17 protein-coding genes are annotated in these 19,133 nt (G+C 71.3%); 6 read left to right on the top strand and 11 right to left on the bottom strand.

Annotation, left to right across the window (positions count from 1 at the left end):
• The first annotated feature begins 3 nt into the window (after nucleotides 1-3).
• Nucleotides 4-717: a ligase-associated DNA damage response endonuclease PdeM gene (gene pdeM / locus ACLBXP_RS04660; RefSeq protein WP_447666722.1), complete on the top strand. Its 714-nt coding sequence runs from the start codon at nucleotides 4-6 to the stop codon at nucleotides 715-717.
• A gap of 15 nt (nucleotides 718-732) precedes the next feature.
• Here the strand turns inward: pdeM and ACLBXP_RS04655 are convergent, their stop codons facing one another.
• Entirely contained in the window at nucleotides 733-1,170 is a 438-nt protein-coding gene (locus ACLBXP_RS04655) for a DUF3429 domain-containing protein (RefSeq protein ID WP_447666397.1), read from the bottom strand.
• Between the two features lie 294 nt (nucleotides 1,171-1,464).
• Here ACLBXP_RS04655 and ACLBXP_RS04650 point away from each other — a divergent pair, with 294 nt between their 5' ends.
• Nucleotides 1,465-2,451 (top strand): TIM44-like domain-containing protein, encoded by a 987-nt coding sequence (locus ACLBXP_RS04650; RefSeq protein ID WP_447666396.1) that lies wholly within the window; start codon nucleotides 1,465-1,467, stop codon nucleotides 2,449-2,451.
• Nucleotides 2,452-2,487: 36 nt separating this feature from the next.
• Here ACLBXP_RS04650 and rsmA read toward each other — a convergent pair whose 3' ends face one another.
• From rsmA to lptF, 5 genes are all read right to left on the bottom strand, one after another.
• The gene (gene rsmA / locus ACLBXP_RS04645) at nucleotides 2,488-3,351 is read right to left on the bottom strand and encodes a 16S rRNA (adenine(1518)-N(6)/adenine(1519)-N(6))-dimethyltransferase RsmA (protein ID WP_447666395.1); all 864 of its coding nucleotides are present in this window, start codon (nucleotides 3,349-3,351) and stop codon (nucleotides 2,488-2,490) included.
• Nucleotides 3,348-4,460 carry a 4-hydroxythreonine-4-phosphate dehydrogenase PdxA gene (pdxA, locus tag ACLBXP_RS04640; protein WP_447666394.1) on the bottom strand — a complete coding sequence of 371 codons (1,113 nt, stop codon included), beginning with the start codon at nucleotides 4,458-4,460 and terminating at the stop codon, nucleotides 3,348-3,350. The genes rsmA and pdxA overlap by 4 nt, the downstream gene beginning before the upstream one ends.
• A 110-nt stretch (nucleotides 4,461-4,570) precedes the next feature.
• Nucleotides 4,571-7,165 carry an LPS-assembly protein LptD gene (locus ACLBXP_RS04635; protein WP_447666393.1) on the bottom strand — a complete coding sequence of 865 codons (2,595 nt, stop codon included), beginning with the start codon at nucleotides 7,163-7,165 and terminating at the stop codon, nucleotides 4,571-4,573.
• 53 nt (nucleotides 7,166-7,218) lie between these two features.
• Entirely contained in the window at nucleotides 7,219-8,307 is a 1,089-nt protein-coding gene (gene lptG, locus ACLBXP_RS04630; RefSeq protein ID WP_447666721.1) for an LPS export ABC transporter permease LptG, read from the bottom strand.
• Nucleotides 8,308-8,322: 15 nt separating this feature from the next.
• Complete coding sequence (lptF, locus tag ACLBXP_RS04625) at nucleotides 8,323-9,480, bottom strand: LPS export ABC transporter permease LptF (protein ID WP_447666392.1); 1,158 nt, start codon at nucleotides 9,478-9,480, stop codon at nucleotides 8,323-8,325.
• Between the two features lie 266 nt (nucleotides 9,481-9,746).
• Between lptF and ACLBXP_RS04620 the strand changes: the two genes are divergently transcribed.
• The 4 genes from ACLBXP_RS04620 (at nucleotide 9,747) to msrP (ending at nucleotide 14,833) form a co-directional block, all read left to right on the top strand.
• Entirely contained in the window at nucleotides 9,747-11,243 is a 1,497-nt protein-coding gene (locus tag ACLBXP_RS04620) for a leucyl aminopeptidase (RefSeq protein ID WP_447666391.1), read from the top strand.
• Between the two features lie 29 nt (nucleotides 11,244-11,272).
• Complete coding sequence (locus ACLBXP_RS04615) at nucleotides 11,273-11,989, top strand: hypothetical protein (RefSeq protein ID WP_447666390.1); 717 nt, start codon at nucleotides 11,273-11,275, stop codon at nucleotides 11,987-11,989.
• Nucleotides 11,990-12,059: 70 nt separating this feature from the next.
• The gene (locus ACLBXP_RS04610; protein WP_447666389.1) at nucleotides 12,060-13,751 is read left to right on the top strand and encodes an AMP-binding protein; all 1,692 of its coding nucleotides are present in this window, start codon (nucleotides 12,060-12,062) and stop codon (nucleotides 13,749-13,751) included.
• A gap of 134 nt (nucleotides 13,752-13,885) precedes the next feature.
• Nucleotides 13,886-14,833 (top strand): protein-methionine-sulfoxide reductase catalytic subunit MsrP, encoded by a 948-nt coding sequence (gene msrP / locus ACLBXP_RS04605; RefSeq protein WP_447666388.1) that lies wholly within the window; start codon nucleotides 13,886-13,888, stop codon nucleotides 14,831-14,833.
• Nucleotides 14,834-14,855: 22 nt separating this feature from the next.
• Here the strand turns inward: msrP and ACLBXP_RS04600 are convergent, their stop codons facing one another.
• From ACLBXP_RS04600 to greA, 5 genes are all read right to left on the bottom strand, one after another.
• A complete protein-coding gene (locus tag ACLBXP_RS04600; protein ID WP_447666387.1) occupies nucleotides 14,856-15,746 on the bottom strand; it encodes a LysR family transcriptional regulator in 891 nt (296 codons plus the stop codon).
• A gap of 341 nt (nucleotides 15,747-16,087) precedes the next feature.
• Nucleotides 16,088-17,065: a thioredoxin-disulfide reductase gene (trxB, locus tag ACLBXP_RS04595; protein WP_447666386.1), complete on the bottom strand. Its 978-nt coding sequence runs from the start codon at nucleotides 17,063-17,065 to the stop codon at nucleotides 16,088-16,090.
• Between the two features lie 24 nt (nucleotides 17,066-17,089).
• Entirely contained in the window at nucleotides 17,090-18,100 is a 1,011-nt protein-coding gene (locus ACLBXP_RS04590) for a mitochondrial fission ELM1 family protein (RefSeq protein WP_447666720.1), read from the bottom strand.
• Between the two features lie 15 nt (nucleotides 18,101-18,115).
• Complete coding sequence (locus tag ACLBXP_RS04585; protein WP_447666385.1) at nucleotides 18,116-18,643, bottom strand: hypothetical protein; 528 nt, start codon at nucleotides 18,641-18,643, stop codon at nucleotides 18,116-18,118.
• A gap of 3 nt (nucleotides 18,644-18,646) precedes the next feature.
• Complete coding sequence (greA, locus tag ACLBXP_RS04580; protein WP_447666719.1) at nucleotides 18,647-19,123, bottom strand: transcription elongation factor GreA; 477 nt, start codon at nucleotides 19,121-19,123, stop codon at nucleotides 18,647-18,649.
• Nucleotides 19,124-19,133 lie beyond the last annotated feature (10 nt).

Below are 19,133 nucleotides of genomic sequence, written 5' to 3'. Positions count from 1 at the left end.
ATCTTGGCGCTCGGCCAACGACTTGAGAAGACCGCCCCCGCCGCGGCCCTGATGCTCTCCGGCGAAGCCCTGACGCTCGACCGCACCGGCGCCCTCTGGCTCGCCCGGCACCGCACGCTCGTGGTCTCCGACCTGCACCTCGAGAAGGGGTCGGCCTATGCGGCCCGCAGCGGTCAGTTCCTGCCGCCCTACGACACCCGCGAGACCCTCGCCTGCCTGCACGAGGTCGTGGCCCGGTTCGACCCGGCCTGCGTCGTGGCGCTCGGCGATTCGTTCCACGATGCCCGCGGCCCCGAGCGGATGGAGCCGGGCGACCGCGCCATGGTGGCGGCGCTGCAGGACGGGCGCGACTGGTTGTGGATCGCGGGCAACCACGACGCGGCGGTGAGCGAGGGCGTCGGCGGCCGCTACGCCAACACGCTGCGGCTCGGCGGCCTGACGCTCCGCCACGAACCCCGGGCCGATGCCGAGGAGGGGGAGGTCGCCGGCCATCTCCATCCCTGCGGCAAGGTCGCGATGCGGGGGCGGGCCGTGCGCCGGCGCTGCTTCGTGGGCGACGGCCGCCGGCTGGTGATGCCGGCCTTCGGCGCCTATGCGGGCGGCCTCAACGTGCGCGACCGCGCCTTCGAGCCGCTGTTCCCGAACGGCTTCACCGCACACCTCCTCGGCGACGGGCGCGTCTTCGCGATAGGCCGGACGATGCTGGCGCGGGACTGAGGACCTGGAGCGCGCTCAGGCCGCCACCAGCAGGGCCGCCCCGGCGACGCCCGACAGCACCAGGCGTAGCCGGCCGAGCCAGCGGGGGACGAGGCCGCGCCTCGCCAAATCCTGGTCCACGAGTCCCCAGGCGAGGACGAGGCAGCCGAGAATGCGCAGATCCCAGGGCGCGGGCGCGGCGAGCGCCGCCCAGGCGAGCAGAGACGGCACGATGGCGAGGAGGTAGTCCGCGTTGCCGGCGCCCCGCGCCGCCGCCGCACCCCAGCGGATACCCCCCAGGAACGAGGCGATCACGGCTCCGTAGGCGGACAGGATCGTGCGCGGTGCGAGGCCGACATTGCCGAGGCCGCCGTCGCTCCCGCTGATCGCCAGGGCGGCGAAGCCCAGGAAGGGGATCAGTCCCGCCACGCCCAGGAGGACGGCGCCCATCGGGACCGGGTTCACGCGCGCCATCCGTCCTCCGCGCTGCAGGCCGCCCGTGGGCGGCGCCTGACGATCCGCACACTATACGGCCGCCAGGGCGGCTGGTTCCCGCACTGCGGCACTATGGTCAAGCTTTGCCGGGGAAAACTACCGAGGGGCATGTCCGATGATGCACGCCGCCGGCAATTCGTTGACCATCGTTTCGGTCAGCCGCGCTGTGTTCGGCAAAGTTCGGATGAGGACGGACTAAAACCGCGGCTCGTGCGTCACCATATCATCGACGGCAATCATGCCACGACGATGTTCTCTGGCAGAGGCGAACCGATGCTTACCTCCACCACGCGTCGCAGGCGTACGGCGATCCTGCTGGCCCTCGCCGCAGGGCTGACGGTCGCGGCGCCGGTCGCCGAGGCTCGCCCGGGCGGCGGCGGCAGCATGGGGTCGCGGGGCTCGCGGACCTTCAACGCGCCCTCGGCCACTCCGACTGCTCCGAGCGCCGCTCCGATGCAGCGCACGCAGACGCAGCCCGGCCCCGGCATGAACAATCCCGGCATGCAGGCCCCCAGCCAGGGGCGTCGCTTCGGCGGCGGCTTCTTCGCCGGCCTTCTCGGCGCGGGCCTTCTCGGCGCGCTCCTCGGCGGCGGCTTCTTCGGCGGCCTCGGCGGGATCGCCTCGATCCTCGGCTTCCTGCTTCAGGCCGGGTTGATCGTCATGCTCGTCATGCTGACGGTCCGGTTCTTCCGCCGTCGCCAGCAGCCGGCCGGGGCGGGTGCCCCCTACGCCCGCACGGGCCTCGACGAGGTCCAGGGGCCGACGGGCCGCCAGCCCGACGGCCTGCCGATGGGCGGTCGCGCCGGGATGGGCGGTCCGATGGGTGGCCCGATGAGCGGCCAGCCGGCCCCTCAGCAGCGCCCGGTTCAGATCGGCCCGCAGGACTACCAGTCCTTCGAGCGGCTCCTCGGCGAGGTGCAGGACGCGTTCTCCCATGAGGACATGGTGGGCCTGCGCAACCTCGCGACCCCCGAGATGGCCGGCTACTTCGAGGAGGAGCTCCGCGCCAACGCCGCCCGCGGCGTGGTCAACCGCGTGACCAACGTCAAGCTTCAGCAGGGCGACCTGTCGGAGGCCTGGGGTGAGGGTGCGGCCGAGTACGCGACGGTGGCGATGCGCTACACGCTGACGGACCAGACTTTCGACCGCAGCACGAACCGTGTGGTCGAGACCGGCGAGCCCGAGGCCACCGAGCTCTGGACGTTCTACCGCGAGCGCGGCCGCCCGTGGATCCTGTCGGCGATCCAGCAGACCCGCTGATCGCCGCACGGGTACGAAATCAGGGGCCGGCGCCGCTCACGCGGCGCCGGCCTTTCTGTGTGCGTCCCAGGCGTTGGCCAGCGCGACGAACCCGGCGACCGGCACTTCCTCGGCCCGGGCCGTTTCGGGGATGCCCACAGTGGCGAGGAGCGCCGCGGCGTCGGGGGTCAGCGCCTTGAGGCTCTGGCGCAGCATCTTGCGGCGCTGGCCGAATGCCGCCCGGGTGACCGCCTCGAGCGCCGCCGCGCGACAGGGCAGGGGGGCCGGCCGCGGCACGAGGCGCACCACGCTCGACGTGACCTTGGGCGGTGGCACGAAGGCCGAGGGCGCGACGTCGAAGATGATGTCTGCCTGCGTGCGCCAGCCGCAGAGCACGCCGAGCCGGCCGTAATCGACCCGCGCACCCTCGTCGGCGACGATGCGTTCGGCCACCTCCCGCTGGAACATCAGGGTCAGGGAATCCCACCACGGCGGCCAGGCCTCCCCGTCGAGCCAGCCGGTCAGGAGGGCCGTGCCGACGTTGTAGGGGAGGTTCGCCACGATGCGGGCCGGGCCCGTGCCGACGAGCGGGCGCGGATCGAAGGCGAGCGCGTCGGCATCGACCACTTCGAGGCGCCCCGGATAATGCGCGGCGATCTCGGCGAGCGCCGGCAGCGCGCGGGGGTCGCGCTCAATGGCGACGACGCGCGCGGCGCCCGCCGCCAGCAGGGCCCGCGTGAGGCCGCCGGGGCCTGGGCCGATCTCGATGACCGTCACGCCTGCGAGCGGTCCGGCGACCCGGGCGATCCGGCCCGTGAGGTTGAGGTCGTAGAGGAAGTTCTGGCCGAGCGCCTTGCGGGGTTCGAGCCCGTGCCGCGCCACGACCTCCCGCAGCGGAGGCAGCCCGTCCGACGCGCTCACAGCTCGTCCGTGGGATCGAAGTGGCCGGCGCCCCGCGGCCGGTCCGCGTAGGCGCTCACGGGCTCGGTCCGCGCCTCCGGCCTCGCGCCGCCCGGCGTCGCCGCGACGGTGCGGGCGAGGCGATCGGCGAGGCGCAGGGCGGCCATCAGGCTGTCCGGCCGCGCGAGCGCCTTGCCGGCGATGTCGAAGGCGGTGCCGTGATCGGGCGAGGTGCGCACGAAGGGCAGCCCGAGGGTGACGTTGACGCCCTCGTCGAACGCGATCGTCTTGATCGGGATCAGCGCCTGATCGTGGGTCGGCGCCAGCGCGACGTCGTAGGTGCTGCGTGCCCGCGCGTGGAACATCGTGTCGGCGGGGAGGGGGCCGCGGATGTCGAGCCCCTCGGCGCGCAGGCGCTCAACGGCGGGAGCGAGCACGTCGCGATCCTCCGTGCCCATGGTGCCGTCCTCGCCCGCGTGCGGGTTGAGCCCCGCGAGCACGAGGCGGGGATGCTCCAGCCCGAACCGCGCGACGAGGTCGCGGGCGACGATGCGGGCGGTGCGCTCCACGAGCGCCGCGGTGAGGAGGCCGGGGACCTGCGCGAGGGCGACGTGAATCGTCACCGGCACGACCGCAAGCTCCTCGCTCCAGATCATCATGACGGGCAGCGGCGCTTCGGCGCCGGGCTCCCGCGAGAGCTCGGCCAGGAATTCCGTGTGGCCCGGATGCGCGAAGCCCGCGCGGGTCAGGACGTGCTTGGCGATGGGGTTCGTGACGACGGCCGAGGCCCGTCCCGCCTGCACCCACCTCACGGCGGCCGTGATCGACTCGATGATCGCGGCCGCGTTCGCCGGATCGGGCGCGCCCGGCTCGGCAACGACAGTTGTCCCGCTCGGAAGCGGCACGACCGGGAGCGCCCGGGGAAACACCTCCGCGGCGGTCTCCGGGTCGACCTCGGCCACGGGAATGGAAAGGCCGAGCCGGTTGGCGGTCGCCTCGATGAAGCCGGGGTCGGCCACGAGGAAGAACGGCGGCAGCGCATGCGCCGAAGCCCTGGCGCGCCAGGCGGCCAGCGCGAGTTCCGGCCCGATGCCGGACGGGTCTCCGAGGGTCAGGGCGAGGGGGGGCATGGCGGGTCCCGTTCGGCGGCGGCGCACCGGGCAATGCCGGGTGAACGGGTGCCGGCGCAAGGGGTTCTCGCGCAGAGACCGCGGTCCCGGAGATTCCAGGCGCGGACGGCTCAGCGAACCGAGGCGATGCCGTCCGCCGTGGTGGCGGTGCCCACGTTCTGGCGCAGGTCGGCCTCGCCGAGCGTCTTCAACTCGACGCGCAGCAGGACGGTCTGGTTGCGCTCGCGCACGCCGATCGCCGTGGCGATGGGCGAGACGATGTAGTTCAGCGAGACGGTGGTGCACTCGTCCTGGTAGCCGCCGCCGATGCTCATGCCCGAGAGGTAGAAGCGGCCCGGATTCTGGTAGGTCGGCACCACGCCGGTAGGGTTCAGCAGGTAGGCGCTGAAGGCGTCGGCGTAGAGGTCGCGGGTGTCGAGGTAGTGGGTCAGGTCCACGAGCGCCGAGCCGGTGACGAACCAGTTCGGGGTGATGTTGTAGGTGGCGGACGCCGTGATGCCCTCGCGGCGGTGGCTGAAGCCCAGGAACGGCTGAGCCTCGTAGAACGAGTAGAAGGCGGAGAGCGAGAGCGGCAGGAACGGCGAGAACCGCGCGGTCACGCCGGCCTCGAAGCGGTTGACCTTGAAATCGGACTGGTCGAACCGCGCCCGGCTGATGAAGCTGATGTTCTGGTTCGGCGAGACCTGGAAGCGGCCGACGAAGTCCGAGCGGCGGGTCTCCAGACCGGAATCGAAGCCCACATTGGCGAGGTCGCCCCGCCGGAACGAGTTGACGCCGGCGAGCTGGATCGACTCGCCGAAGAGCATGTTCATGTACCAGCCCGAAGGCGTCACCACCGAGTACTGCGCCCCGAGGTTGGTGCGCACGCCGCCCTCGACGCGGTCGTAGCCGGAGAACTTGTCCCACTCGAACAGCGACGTGTCGTCGAAGACAAGGCTCTGCGCGTCCTCGTTCGGGAGGCGGCCGATGCGGGTCTCGGAGGGCCGCGCGATGACCTGGGCGATCGGCTCCAGCGTGTGCACGCCGAGGGGGCCGAAGTCGCTCACGAAGGGGTAGCGGTAGTCGATGCCGACCGCCGGCATGACGCGGCCGGACGAGCCCTCGCCGACGTTGGCGATCGTCGGCACCAGGGCGTTCTGGTAGCCGGACAGGCTCGGGTTCACGAAGAACGCGTCGGCCCGCAGGTAGGTGAAGGGCGTCCAGACCTGCCCGGCATCGTCGATGAAGCTGCGCCGCCAGGAGACCTGCGCCGAGGCGCGGGTATCCGTCCCGGCCAGCCCGCGGATCAGGCAGCTCGCCCGGTCGAACGAACGGCAGGTCTCGTAGAGCGGGAAGTTCACCCCGTTGACGCTCGGGCTGAACAGGTAGGCGGTCGAGCGCGGCAGGCCCTGGAAGTCCGTGGCCTCGCGGGTAAGGCTCGTGAGGTTACCCTCGAAGCGGACCTCGCCGCCGAGGAAACCGGGCCCGTTGATGCGCTTGTCGTAGTCGATCACCGGCGCGACGACCGGCTGCTCCTTCTGCCAGTCGAAGCTCGACAGGCCCTTGAAGTAGTAGCCGCGCATCTCGAACCACGAGCGGTCCGACTGCCCGATCAGGTAGGCGGTGGAGACGGCCTCGCGGAAATAATCCGTGGTGATGTTCTGGTTGCGGATCCGGTAGTTGTCGAGGAACCACTTGTCGGTGACGCCGACGAGGTCCCAGCCCGTCCGCCAGCGGTCATTGATGTAGAAGCGCCCCTGGCTCTCCACCGAGCCGCGGAAGTCGCGGTCGCCCGCGCCGAGGGGCCCGGGCAGGAAGGCCGAGGGCGTCGACTGGAAGATGCCACTCACGCGCAGATTATAGAAGCCGGTGTCGAGACGGTGCCGGAACTCCGCCTGGCCGAGCACGCCCTGGCGGCTCACGAAGGCCGGCGACAGGGTGAGGTCGTAGTTCGGCGCGAGGTTGAAGAAGTAGGGCACGGCCGCGCCGGTGCCGAGCGCGGTCGACGAGATGAAGCGCGGCGTCAGGAAGCCGCTCTTGCGCTTCACCGTCGGGTCCGGCGCCTCGAAGTAGGGCAGGTAGGCCACGGGGATGCCCGCGATCTCGAGGGTCGATTCCTCGAAGTAGATCGTGTGCGTCTCGTTGTTGTGGATGATCTTGGCGGCCCGCACCTGCCACAGTGGCGGCTTCTCGGGGTTGTCCTTGCACGGCTCGCAGGCCGTGTAGGTGCCGTAGTCGAAGCTCGTCTGCTCGCCGCTGATCCGCTCGGCGCGGGGCGCGGAGAACCGGGTCCGCACCGGCTGGCCCTTCTGCTCGACGGTCTGCTGGATGCGCAGGGAGTCGATGAAGCCGTTCTTGAAGTCGTCCGTCAGCTCCATGCGGTCGCCGGTGACGACGGCGCCGTCCTGGTCGGTGAGGCGCACGTTGCCTTCGGCGAAGACGCGGCTGGTCCCGCGGTCGTAGCGGACCCGGTCGGCCTGCAGCGTGCGCGGACCGTAGTGCAACTCGGCGTTGCCCTTGGCCGTGACCGTGTTCTTGTCGTTGTCGTAGATCAGCTCGTCCGCCTCGACGAGCAGCTTGTCGCCGGGCTTGCCCTGGACGCCGGCCTTGAGCGGGTCCTTCCGGGCGGTCTGCGCAGCCGCCGGCAGCGCCGTCGCCAGGGGCGCGGCGGCCGTCAGCAGCACCAGCAAGCCGGCTGCCCTCGCGATGTCGGCGACCTTACGCAACGCGCGTCCCAACTCCTGCCACGCCCGCCATCCGCACCTGGTCCCCCCAGCGTCTAGCCGTCTTCCTGGTACAGAAGCGTGAGCGTACCGAGAAGACTTCCTACCACGGCGGGAAACCACGCCGCCAGCGGAACGGCCACGATTCCCGAGGCCCCCAGCCCCTCCATCACCTGCCGGATCACGTACAGGGCGAACCCCGCCGCGACCCCTCCCAGCACGAGCTTGCCCACGCCACCAAAGCGGAAGAACCGTAAGGAAACGGTTGCCGCAACGAGGACCATGGCCACGAACAGGACCGGCCGGGCCCACAGGACATCATACTGGAGACGGTAGCGGGTGGCATCCAAGCCGGCCCGCTCGGTCCGCTCGATGGTGTCCGGCAGTGACCAGAAAGGCACAGATTCCGGAGGCGTGAAGCGCTGCCGCACCTGCCCCGGATCGAGGGTCGAGGCGATCAGGTAGCTGCCGAACGACTCGGGCGGCGCGCCCGGCGTCAGCAGCCGGGCCTCCGTCAACTCCCAGTAGCCGTCGTGGAGGCTCGCCCGCGCGGCCTCGATCTGCGAGACGAAGCCCCCGGCCTCGTCGAAGGTGAAGACCGAGACGCCCGCCAGCGTGGTGGTGCCCTCGATGGCGGTCTCGGCCCGGATGATCGCCTGCCCGTCGAGGCTCCTCTGGCGGATCCAGAGGTCCTTGCCCGAGCTGGCTTTCGTCGCGCGGGCGAAGATCTTGGCCTCGATCTCGGTGGAGCGCTGCTTCAGGACCGCCGAGAGCGGGTTGTAGATGCCGATCGTGAAGGCGCCGAGCGCGAGCGCCACGAAGACGCCCGGCTGCAGGAACTGCCAGGCCGAGATGCCGGCGGCCCGCGCCACCACGAGTTCGAGCTTGCGCGAGAGCTGGAGGAGGGCGGCCATCGAGCCGAACAGCACGGCAAACGGCAGGACGCCCTCGGCGACGGCCGGCGTGCGGTAGAGGGAGAGCTGCGCCATGAGCGCCGGCGAGGCTCCCTCGGCATCACCGGCGCGCCGGAGGAGCTCGACGAAATCGAGGGTGTAGACCAGCGCGAACACGGTCACGAACACGCCGAGCACCGTGCGCACGAAGCGCATCGCGAAGTAGCGCCCGAGGGTCGGGCCGATTAGCATGGACACGGGGAGCGCCTAGCCGGGCGCGAGCCGGCGCGGGCGGAACCGGGTCCGCACCGCGGCCGCCACCCGGGCGTTCCAGGCCCGCACGGCCTGGCCGTGGAAGATCAGAAGCGCGGAGATCCCGATCGCGAGGAGCGGGACCGCGTAGACGGCCGCCACCGCGCCCTGGCTGCGGGTCGCCGCGCTGGTGGCCGCGAAGCCCGCGATGCGCAGGGCGACGACGGCGAGCACGGCGCCCGCCACCGCGAGCCCGCGCCCCTGCCTCGTGGTGCGGGGATCGCCGAGGGCCGCGAAGGCGATGAAGGCGAGCGCCAGGGGGTAGAGCCAGCCCGACAGGCGGTCGTGCAGCTCGGCCCGGAAGCGGCCCTTCTGCAGCTTGAAGTAGCCCTCCGACCGGTCGGGGAAGAGGAGCTGGCTCGTCGAGCGCTCGCGCGGCTTGTAGACCAGCTCGGCATCGGGCGGCGCGAAGGCGGCAAGGTCGATGGTGTAGCGCTCGAAGGTCAGGATCGAGGAGTCGCGGCTGTCCTTCTGCTGCTGGTGCACGCTGCCCTTCTCGAGCGCGAGGTAGCTCTGTCCGTCCACGTCGATCGCGAGGCCGCGCTCCGCGAGGTAGACCTTGGTCTTGCCGGCCTCCCGCTTGTCCTGGATGAACAGCCCCAGGAGCGCACCGTTCTGCCCGCGCTCGCGGAAGTGGAAGGTGATGCCGTTGTCGAGGGTGGTGAATTGCCCCTCCTTGACGACGTTCGCGATGAAGTCGCCGCGCACGCGGGTGATCACGTCGCGCAGTTCCTGGAAGCTCGCGGGCATCACGACGATCGTCAGGAAGCCGACCACGAAGCTCACCGCCAGGGCGAGCGTGAGGAACGGGCGCAGGATGCTGCGCGGCTTCATGCCGGCCGCCGACATCACGATCAGCTCGGAATCGCCGTTGAGCTTGTTCAGCGCGTAGACCACCGCGATGAACAGGGCGACCGGCGCGATCACCACCACGAGCGTCGGCAGCGACAGCCCGGTCACGAACAGGAAGATCAGGAGCGTCTGCCCCTTGGCGGTGATGAGATCGAGCTCCCGCAGGGCCTGCGTGACCCAGATCGTGCCGGTCAGCCCGACGAGGCAGGCCAGGAAGGCGGCGAGCGCGATGCGGAGGATGTAGCGCTCGATCTGCGTCATCGGGTCTCGCGATCCGCCATGGGCGTGCGGCCCGGCGGTCCCGTGCGTGAAGCCCCCTTCCGGCACGGCTCCTGAAGGCGCCGGGACTGGGGCGGATTTGCGGCCCGGCCTCCGGGCGATGCCCGGGCGCCGACGCCGGTCCCCGCGTTGCGTTCTACGCCTCAGCAGCTACACAGAGGGCGGTCGCCAGGGGGGCGGTCGCAAGGGGGCGGTCCCGCGGGGCCGGCCGCGCCGTAAGACATCATCGCAGGGTAGAAGGCAACGCCATGGCGGACGGTATCACCATCACCTTCGGTCCGGTGCGTTCCGGTGGTTCCGGCGATCTCGTCGTGTTCGTGGGCGATGACCTCAACCTCGGCGGCCCGGCCCGCGAGGCCCTCGGCCAGGCCGGCGTCGAGCTGGTTGGGCGAGCCGCGGCGTCGGAGCGGTTCAAGGGCCGTTCGCTCTCGGCGATGACGCTGGCCGCACCCGCCGGCATCGACGCGGACCGCCTGGTGGTGGCCGGCCTCGGCTCCGAGAAGGACCGGGCCAAGATCGACTGGACGGTGCTGGGCGGCTTCACGGGCGGCAAGGTCTCCGGCCGCTCGGCCCGGGTCGTGCTCGATGCGCCCGGCCTGACGGTCTCGGCCCTCAACGCGGCGGACTTCGCCCTCGGCGCCCGGCTGCGCGCCTACAGCTTCGACCGCTACAAGACCAAGAAGAAGCCCGACGCCGACGAGACCGGCGGCACGAGCCTCACGGTGCAGCTCCCCGAGCACGCCGCCGCCGAAGCCGCCGCGAAGGCCGCCGGCGCGGTGGCCGAGGGGGTGGTGCTCGCCCGCGATCTCATCAACGAGCCGCCGAACGTGCTCTTCCCGGAGGAGTTCGCCCGCCGCGCCGCCGAGCTGACGAAGCTCGGCGTCGAGGTAGAGGTCCTGGAGCCGGCGCGGATGCGCGAGCTCGGCATGGGCGCGCTGCTCGCCGTCGCCCAAGGGTCGGCCCGTGCGCCGCGCGTCGTGGTGATGCGCTGGAACGGCGGCCAGGCCGGGGACGCGCCGCTCGCCCTCGTCGGCAAGGGCGTCGTGTTCGATTCGGGCGGCGTCTCTATCAAGTCGGCCGGCGGCATGGAGGACATGAAGGGCGACATGGGTGGTGCCGCCGCCGTCGTCGGCACCCTGCACGCGCTCGCCGCCCGCAAGGCCAAGGCGAACGTCGTCGGCGCCATCGGCATCGTCGAGAACATGCCGGACGGCGAGTCCTACCGGCCCTCGGACATCATCACCTCGATGTCGGGCCAGACCATCGAGGTCATCAACACCGACGCGGAGGGCCGGCTCGTCCTCGCCGACGTGATCTGGCACGTACAGGCGGCCTACAAGCCCAAGGCGATCATCGACCTCGCGACGCTCACGGGCGCGATCATCGTGGCGCTCGGCCAGGACATCGCGGGCCTGTTCGCGAGCGACGACGAGCTCGCGGCCCGGATCACGGCGGCCGGCGAGGCGACGGGCGAGAAGGTCTGGCGGATGCCGCTCGCGCCGTCCTTCGACAAGGCCATCGATTCGAAGTTCGCCGACATGAAGAACACCGGCGGCCGCCACGGCGGCGCGGCCACGGCGGCGGCCTTCATCAAGCGCTTCACCAACGACGTGCCCTGGGCCCACCTCGACATCGCGGGCGTCGGCATGTCCTCGACGGCGAGCGAGATCAACCGCAGCTGGGGCGCCGGCTGGGGCGTCCGCCTCCTCGACCGGCTGGTCCGCGACCACTACGAGGCCTCCTGAGGCTCGGGCAGCCGCCCGGGACACAGACGATGCCGGCCGCGGCAGCGCGCGGCGCCTTCCTGCCGGCCCTGGCGGGCGTGCCGCTCGCCGCGGCGCTCCTCGCCCTCGGGCTCGCCGCGGCGACCGGATTCGATCAGCGCGGGACGCTTCCGCCCCTGGTCGAGCGGCACTTCTACGGGTTCTTCCTCGACCGCTATCCCCTGGCCGCCTTCGCCCTCGTCTACGGCCTCGCGCACATCCTCGTGCTGGGGCTCGGGCCGGGACCGGCCGGGTGGCCCCGGCGCCTCCTTGGGACCGCGGTCGGGCTCTGCCTGCTGACCGCGGCCGGCCTGTATCCGACCTTCGGCGGCGTGATCCTGCGCAGCGGCTTCGCGACCGGCGGCGTCGCCTTCCTGCAGGGGCTGCCGATGGCCGGCGCCTACGCCCTCGGCGCGGCCGCCACGGCCTTCAGCTTCGGCGGGATCCTCGCGCTCTCAGCAATCATGGCGAACCGCGCCCTGTGGCCCCGGGCCGGGTGGCGCCGCGCCGTCACCGGCACCCTGGCCAGTCTCGTCCTGCGCTTCCTCGCGCTCTGGTTCGCGGCGGCCCTCCTCGGCCTCGCGCCCAGCCTCGGGTTCGGCCCATGGCCGCACCGGGCTATGCGGCTCCCGGAAGCAGGGATCGGCGCCGTGCTCCTCGTCGTCGGTTTCATTCCCCACGCGATCCTCAACGGGCGTCGCTTGCGGAGGCCGCATCGAACCCGCTAAGTCGCGGGCGACGGGGCAGGATCAGGGTTGAGCCCGGCCGATCAGACGCCGGGCCTCCGGGAGGTTCGTCTTGACATTGGATCGCGCGGCCGCAAGGCCCTGGCACTCCGCCTATCCGACCGGCGTGCCGCCGGAGATCGATCTCGCCGGCCTCGGGACGCTGGTCGATCTCTTCGAGCACGCGGTCGCGCGCCATGCGGCCCGACCGGCGGTCACCTGCTTCGGGTCGTCGGTGAGCTACGCCCAGCTCGGTCGGGACGCGGAGGCGCTGGCGGCCTGGCTGCAGGCGCGGGGCTTCGCGAAGGGCGACCGCGTGGCGCTGATGATGCCGAACGTGCCCGCCTACCCGGTGGCCCTGTTCGGCGTGCTGATCGCCGGGCTCACCGTCGTGAACGTGAACCCGCTCTACACGCCCCGCGAACTCGCCGGCCAGCTCGCCGATTCCGGCGCGCGCGTCATCGTCGTCCTGGAGAACTTCGCCGCCACCGTCGCGCAGGTGCTTCCCGAGGTCTCGCTCGATCACGTCGTCGTGGCGGGGCCCGGCGACGGCCTGGGCCTCAAGGGCAAGGTCATCGACCTCGCCTCCCGCCACGTCCGCAAGGCGGTGCCGGCCTTCAGCCTGCCGCCGGGCCGCTGGACCCGCTTCTCGGCGGCGATCCGCGCAGGCAGCGCCCTGAAGCGGCAGCCGGCGTCGGTCGGGCCGGAGGACCTCGCCTTCCTGCAGTACACGGGGGGCACCACGGGCATCGCCAAGGGGGCGATGCTCACCCACCGCAACATCGTCGCGAACGTCACGCAGAGCCAGCTCTGGTTCGAGGCGACGGAGGACGAGGCGCCGCGGGTGATGGTGACGGCGCTGCCGCTCTATCACATCTTCGCGCTGACCTGCTGCTTCTTTCTGACGGTACGCCTCGGGGGCTGCTGCCTGCTGATCCCGAACCCGCGCGATGCGGACGGCTTCATCAGGGTGCTCGCCAAGAGCCGCTTCACCCACTTCGCCGGGGTGAACACCCTCTTCAACCTGCTGAACAACCACCCGAAGATCGGCACCGTCGACTTTTCCCGCCTCGACTACGTGGTGGCGGGCGGCATGGCGGTGCAGCGGGCGGTCGCGGCGCGCTGGAAGGAGATCACCGGCCACCCCATCGTCGAGGGCTACGGCCTCTCCGAGACGTCGCCGGTCGTCACCGTGAACCCCTACCGGGTGCCGGACTGGACCGGAACGATCGGCTACCCGCTGCCGTCGACCGACGTGGTGATCCGCGACGCGGATGGCGGGCCCGCCGCGATCGGCGAGGCCGGCGAGCTCTGCGTGAAGGGCCCCCAGGTGATGAAGGGCTACTGGCAGCGCCCCGACGAGACGGCCCGCGCCACCACGCCGGACGGCTACTTCCGCACGGGGGACGTGGCGGTGATGCTCCCGGACGGCGAGGTCCGGATCGTCGACCGGATGAAGGACATGATCCTGGTCTCGGGCTTCAACGTCTATCCCAACGAGGTCGAGGACGTGCTCGCCGCGCATCCGGGGGTGCTCGAATGCGCGGTGGTGGGCAGTCCGTGCCAGGATGCCGGCGAGATGGTCGTGGCGCACGTGGTCCTGCGGGACAGCGCCGTCACGCCGGACGCGATCCGGGCCCATGCCCGCACGCAGCTCACGGGCTACAAGGTCCCCCGCCGGGTGGTGGTGCACGACAGCCTGCCGAAGACCAACGTGGGCAAGGTGCTCCGGCGCGCCCTGCGCGACGAGGCGCCGCCCGCCTGACGCCTGCGCGTCGCGCGTAACCGCTCGGCGCGCCGGGGCGAATGGTAGCGGGACGCTTGTCGCGCCCCGATCCGGTGCCGATCTGCCGGCGTCAGAGTCCCGGGCCCGACCGGACGAGAGCGAGGACACTGCCCATGTTCATCAAGCGCCGCCCGAGCTGGGCGATCCCCGAGCACCTCGCCACGCCGGAGGCCGTCTTCCTCGACCGACGGGCGCTGCTCGGCGGCGCGGCCGGCCTCGCGGCGGGCTCGCTCCTCGGGGGCCATCCGGCCTTCGCGGCCGGGACGGACGGCTACCCGGCGGCCCGGAACGAGGCCTACACGCTCGATCGCCCAGTGACGCCCGAGCGGTACAGCGCCGACTACAACAACTTCTACGAATTCGGCACGTCGAAGACGGTCCTCCCGGCGGCCGATGCCTTGAAGCCGAAGCCCTGGACCGTGAAGATCGACGGCCTCGTGGAGAAGCCCTTCGAGATCGGCGTCGAGGATCTCGTCCGGAAGATCGGGCTCGAGGAGCGGCTCTATCGGCACCGGTGCGTCGAGGCGTGGTCGATGGCCGTGCCCTGGACGGGCTTTCCCCTGTCCCGCCTCGTCGCGCTGGCCAAGCCGTCCTCGGGCGCGCAGTACGTCCGCTTCCAGACCTTCCTGGACAAGTCGATGGCCCCGGGCCAGCGGCAGTTCTTCTATCCCTGGCCCTACACCGAGGGCCTGACGATGGCCGAGGCCACCAACGACCTCGCCTTCCTGGTGACCGGTGTCTACGGCAAGCCCCTGCCGAACCAGTTCGGCGCGCCGCTGCGCCTCGCCGTGCCGTGGAAGTACGGCTTCAAGTCGGCGAAGTCGCTCGTGAAGATCTCGTTCGTAGCGGAGCGGCCGAAGACCTTCTGGGAGGGCCTCCAGGCTTCCGAGTACGGGTTCTGGGCCAACGTGAACCCGGCGGTGCCGCATCCCCGCTGGAGCCAGGCGAGCGAGCGGGTGCTCGGCACCGACCAGCGGGTGCCGACGCTGATCTACAACGGCTACGGCGAGCAGGTGGCCGGCCTCTACAAGGGCCTGGAGAACGAGCGGCTGTTCGTCTGACGCCGCCCGGACAGAGGTCGGCTCAGTAGGTCCAGCGCTGGGCCTTCGAGACGAGGAAGTCGCGGAATGCCTGGACGCGGGCGACCGAGCGCATCTCCTCGGCGTAGACGAGGTAGCTCTCCAGCGTCGGCATCTCGCTCTCGCGCAGGACCTGTACGAGGCCCGCGCCGCCGTCGACCGCGTAGTCGGGCAGGATGCCGATCCCGGCACCCGTCTCCATCGCCTTCTGAAGGGAGGCGATGTTGTTCACGGTGAAGTGGATCGGGCGCCGCTCCTGGCCCTCGCGCCCGACGCTGGCCAGCCAGTGGGTCGCGAGCAGGTAGGACGGCTCGTTGCCGCCGAAGGACACGAGGCGGTGCTCGTCGAGGTCGGCGATCGACTTCGGCTCGCCGAAGCGCTTGATGTAATCCTCCGACGCGAACGCGTGGTAGTGGACCGTGAACAGGCGCCGCTGGATCAGGTCCGGCTGCGCGGGACGCCGCATGCGGATCGCCACGTCGGCCTCGCGCATGGCGAGATCGAGTTCCTCGTTGGTGAGGATCAGTTCGATCCGCACGTCCGGGTAGAGGTCGAGGAACTCCGCTACCCGCTGCGCGAGCCACGCCGTCCCGAGGCCGACCGTGGTCGTGACCTTGAGATCGCCGGACGGGCGCTCGCTGGTCTCGACGAGGCGCGCCTTGGTGTTCTCCAGCCGCAGCTTCATGTCCCGCGCTGCGCGGAACAGCAGGTCGCCCTGCTCGGTCAGGATGAGCCCCCGGGCATGGCGGTGGAACAGCGGCGCCTTGAGCTCGCGCTCGAGCGCGCTGATCTGACGGCTCACCGCCGACTGGCTCAGGCCGATGTCGTCGCCGGCCCGCGTGAAGCTTCCGGCCTCCGCCACGTTGAGGAAGATCCGGATCTTGTCCCAATCCACGGTGACACTCCCAAGCCGCACATCCTCGCCGCGGCTGATGTCCCGTGCCGCCGGCGCCGCCGGCGGTGTGGTCCTGATCCGCAGCCCGCCTCGATCGCCGGGGCAGTCCGGGCGGACGAGGCAGCGCGTCCGCGATCGGTCATGCCCAGCGAGGCAACGCCGGTCGACCCGGCGTCCCCAGGGTAGGACTTCCCTCTTGCGATTTCGTTGCGGTCGAACGCAAGTGGATCGGCGAAGATTTTGTTGACGACGCCGATCGGTCAGCGGAATTCATCCGCACGCCTACGAGTTCGGCGGCTTGTCCGACGGATCTTCTGTCGAATGGTCCGCGTCGCCTTGGCCTACTCTGCAGCGGCCTGACGTGGTGTCTCGCCGATATCGAGGTTTGCGAGAAATTTCTCGGCCTCGAGCGCGGCCATGCACCCCATTCCGGCGGCGGTGATCGCCTGCCGGTAGACGTCGTCGGTGACGTCGCCGGCCGCGAACACGCCGGGGATTTCGGTCTCGGCGGTTCCCGGCCGGACGGTGAGGTAGCCCCCGTGCCGCATGGAGAGCTGCCCCTCGAAGATCGCCGTCGCGGGCTGGTGGCCGATCGCCACGAACACGCCGTCGGTCCTGCGCTCGGAGACCGCGCCGGTGCGGACGTCCTTCAGGCGCAGGTGCGTGACGGTGGGCGCCGGCTGCTCCGTGCCGCAGATCTCCTCGATGGTCTGGTGCCACAGCACCTCGACGTTCGGGTGCTTGAACAGGCGCTCCTGCAGGATGCGCTCGGCCCTGAACTCTCCGCGCCGGTGAACGACCGTGACCTTCGAGGCGAGATTGGCGAGGTAGAGCGCCTCCTCGACGGCGGTGTTGCCGCCGCCGACCACCACGACCTCCTTGCCGCGGAAGAAGAAGCCGTCGCAGGTGGCGCAGGCCGAGACGCCGCCGCCCTGATACTTCGCCTCCGAGGGGATGCCGAGCCACTTGGCCTGCGCGCCCGTGGCGATGATCAGCGCGTCGCAGGTGTAGGTCTCGCCCGAATCGGCCTCCAGGCGGAAGGGCCGCGTCTGCAGGTCGACCTTCGTGATGTACTCCGAGACGATCCGGGTACCGACGTGCTCCGCCTGCAGGCGCATCTGCTCCATCAGCCAGGGACCCTGGATGGCCTCGGCGAAGCCCGGGTAGTTCTCGACATCCGTCGTGATCATGAGCTGGCCGCCCGGCTGGAAGCCGGAGATCAGGAGCGGCTCCACCATGGCGCGGGCGGCGTAGATGGCCGCGGTGTAGCCCGCCGGCCCGGAGCCGACGATCACCAGCTTGGCGTGCGTGTGAGCCATGTCTTCCTCGTCCTTCGTCCGGCCTCAGCCGCGGGCCCGGTGCCGCTCGTAGGCCTCCGCCATCGCCTCGGCGATCACGGGCGTCGCGTCGATCGGGTTGTAGCGCAGCGGCTCCAAACGACCCGTGAAGGGCTTGAGCGCCCCCGCCATGGCGAGCCCCGCGAACATCCGCCGATGCCGGATATAGGTACGCGGCAGCTCGAACAGCAGGACCGGCGCGCCGGTGCTCACTGCCTCGCTGACCATGTTGGCCGAGTCCGAGGTGACCACGATCGCCTCGGCGAGGGCGAGCATCGCCACGTAGGGATTGCGGCCCTCGCCGTCCCACAGGAAGCCGCCGGTCTCCGAGACCATGCTGCGCAGGGCCTCCCGCAGGGGGGCGGGAGTGCGGCGGGAGACGGTGACCATCAGGCGGTGGCCGCCCTCGGCGAGCTTGCGCAGGTCGGCCACGAGGCGCCGCATGTCGGCCTGGCGGTAGCTGAGGTGCCGGCTGTCGCCGCCGATCAGCACCGCCACCCGCGGGCCTTCGAGGGCGAGGAGCCGCGCGTCGGGTTCGGCGCGGGCGGCGCGGATCCGTGCGGCCGTCACGAGGTGAGGGGCCGTCAGGGTGGTGAAGACCTTCGGCCCCCGGAGGTCGTCGTAATCGGGGACCCAGATGAAGTCGGCGCTGTCGTGCCCCGTGCGCGGGTCCTTCAGGAAGGCCGTGAAGGTGCGCCCGCCCGTCGCGCGGCGCACCGCGCGGAGATAGGGCACGGCGCGCCGGCCCGAGGCGATCAGCAGGTCGGGAAAGGGGCCGGCCAGCGCGCCGCCGTCGCGGTGCGGGCCCTGGCGGGGATCGATCGGCCCCCAGGGGGCCGTCCAGCCGAAGGGCCCCCGGGCTGGAACGCGGCGGATGTCGTAGGCGAGGTTCAGCGTCTCGGCGATGCCGACGCACTGGTTCTCGTCGCCGGCCTTGCCGTCCGTGACGATCCAGGCCTGCGCCGCCGCGAGCGGGGGCAGCCCCGCCGCGGCCGCCACCGGCCCCGTCTCTTGGATGCTGGACACGGCCGATCAGTCGACGGGCAGCTGACGACGCAGCCAGGCGGCGTAGATGTCGGCGATGGCCGTCACCCGGCGCCGCTCGGAGAGCGGGTCGTACCAGGCGCCGCCGTAGCTCGCCGGCGTCGCGGTGAGCTGCGGGTGCCGTCCCAGCACCTCGCCCCGCGGCCCGATCAGCAGGGCCTCCCCGTCGAGATAGTCGTTCTGCGTGCCGCCGCCGATGCCGCGGCCGGCGGTCTGGCTGCCGGCGTAGGGGCGGAGCGAGAATCCGCGTATCAGCACCACGAGGGTGGGACCGCGCCCGCCGATGCGGTCGGCGAAGTCGCGACGCAGGGCGGCGGTCAGGTCCGCCCGCAGGGCTTCGGCCTGCGGGCCGTTGCCGAGGGCGATGAGCGGGCGCACGTCGACCCGCACGTCGCCGAAGCGGCCGCCGTTCAGGCTCGGGAAGTCGCCGGCCGCCGCCGCGCCGAGGCCCGGGAGCCCGGAGAGGGCGACGAGGCCCGCGAGGCCGCAGAGCCAGGCGCGAAAGGAGATGCGCACGCCTCAGCCGCCGTAGCGGACGTCGACCACCTCGTAGGACTTGCCGCCCCCGGGGGTCGTCACCTCGACCGTGTCGCCGACGCCCTTGCCGATCAGCGCGCGGGCGATCGGCGAGGTGATCGAGACGCGACCCGAGCGGACATCCGCCTCGGGCTCGCCGACGATCTGGTAGGTCTTCTCTTCCTCGGTGTCCTCGTCGACGAGCTTCACGGTGGCGCCGAACTTGATCTTGCTGCCCGACAGCTTCGTGACGTCGATGATCTCGGCGCGCGAGATCATGCTCTCGAGTTCGAGCACCCGACCCTCGTTGTGGGACTGCGCCTCCTTGGCGGCGTGGTACTCGGCGTTCTCCGACAGGTCGCCGAGGGCGCGGGCTTCGGCGATCGCCTGGATGATGCGCTGCCGCTCGACCTGCTGCCGGTGCTTGAGCTCCTCCTCGAGGGCTGCGAAGCCGCGCACCGTGATCGGAACCTTGTCTATCGCCATCGTC

The sequence above is a fragment of the Methylobacterium sp. A54F genome (assembly GCF_053346035.1).
The sequence above is the reverse complement of the archived record's forward strand: the minus strand, read 5'-3'. Positions and strand labels throughout refer to the sequence as shown.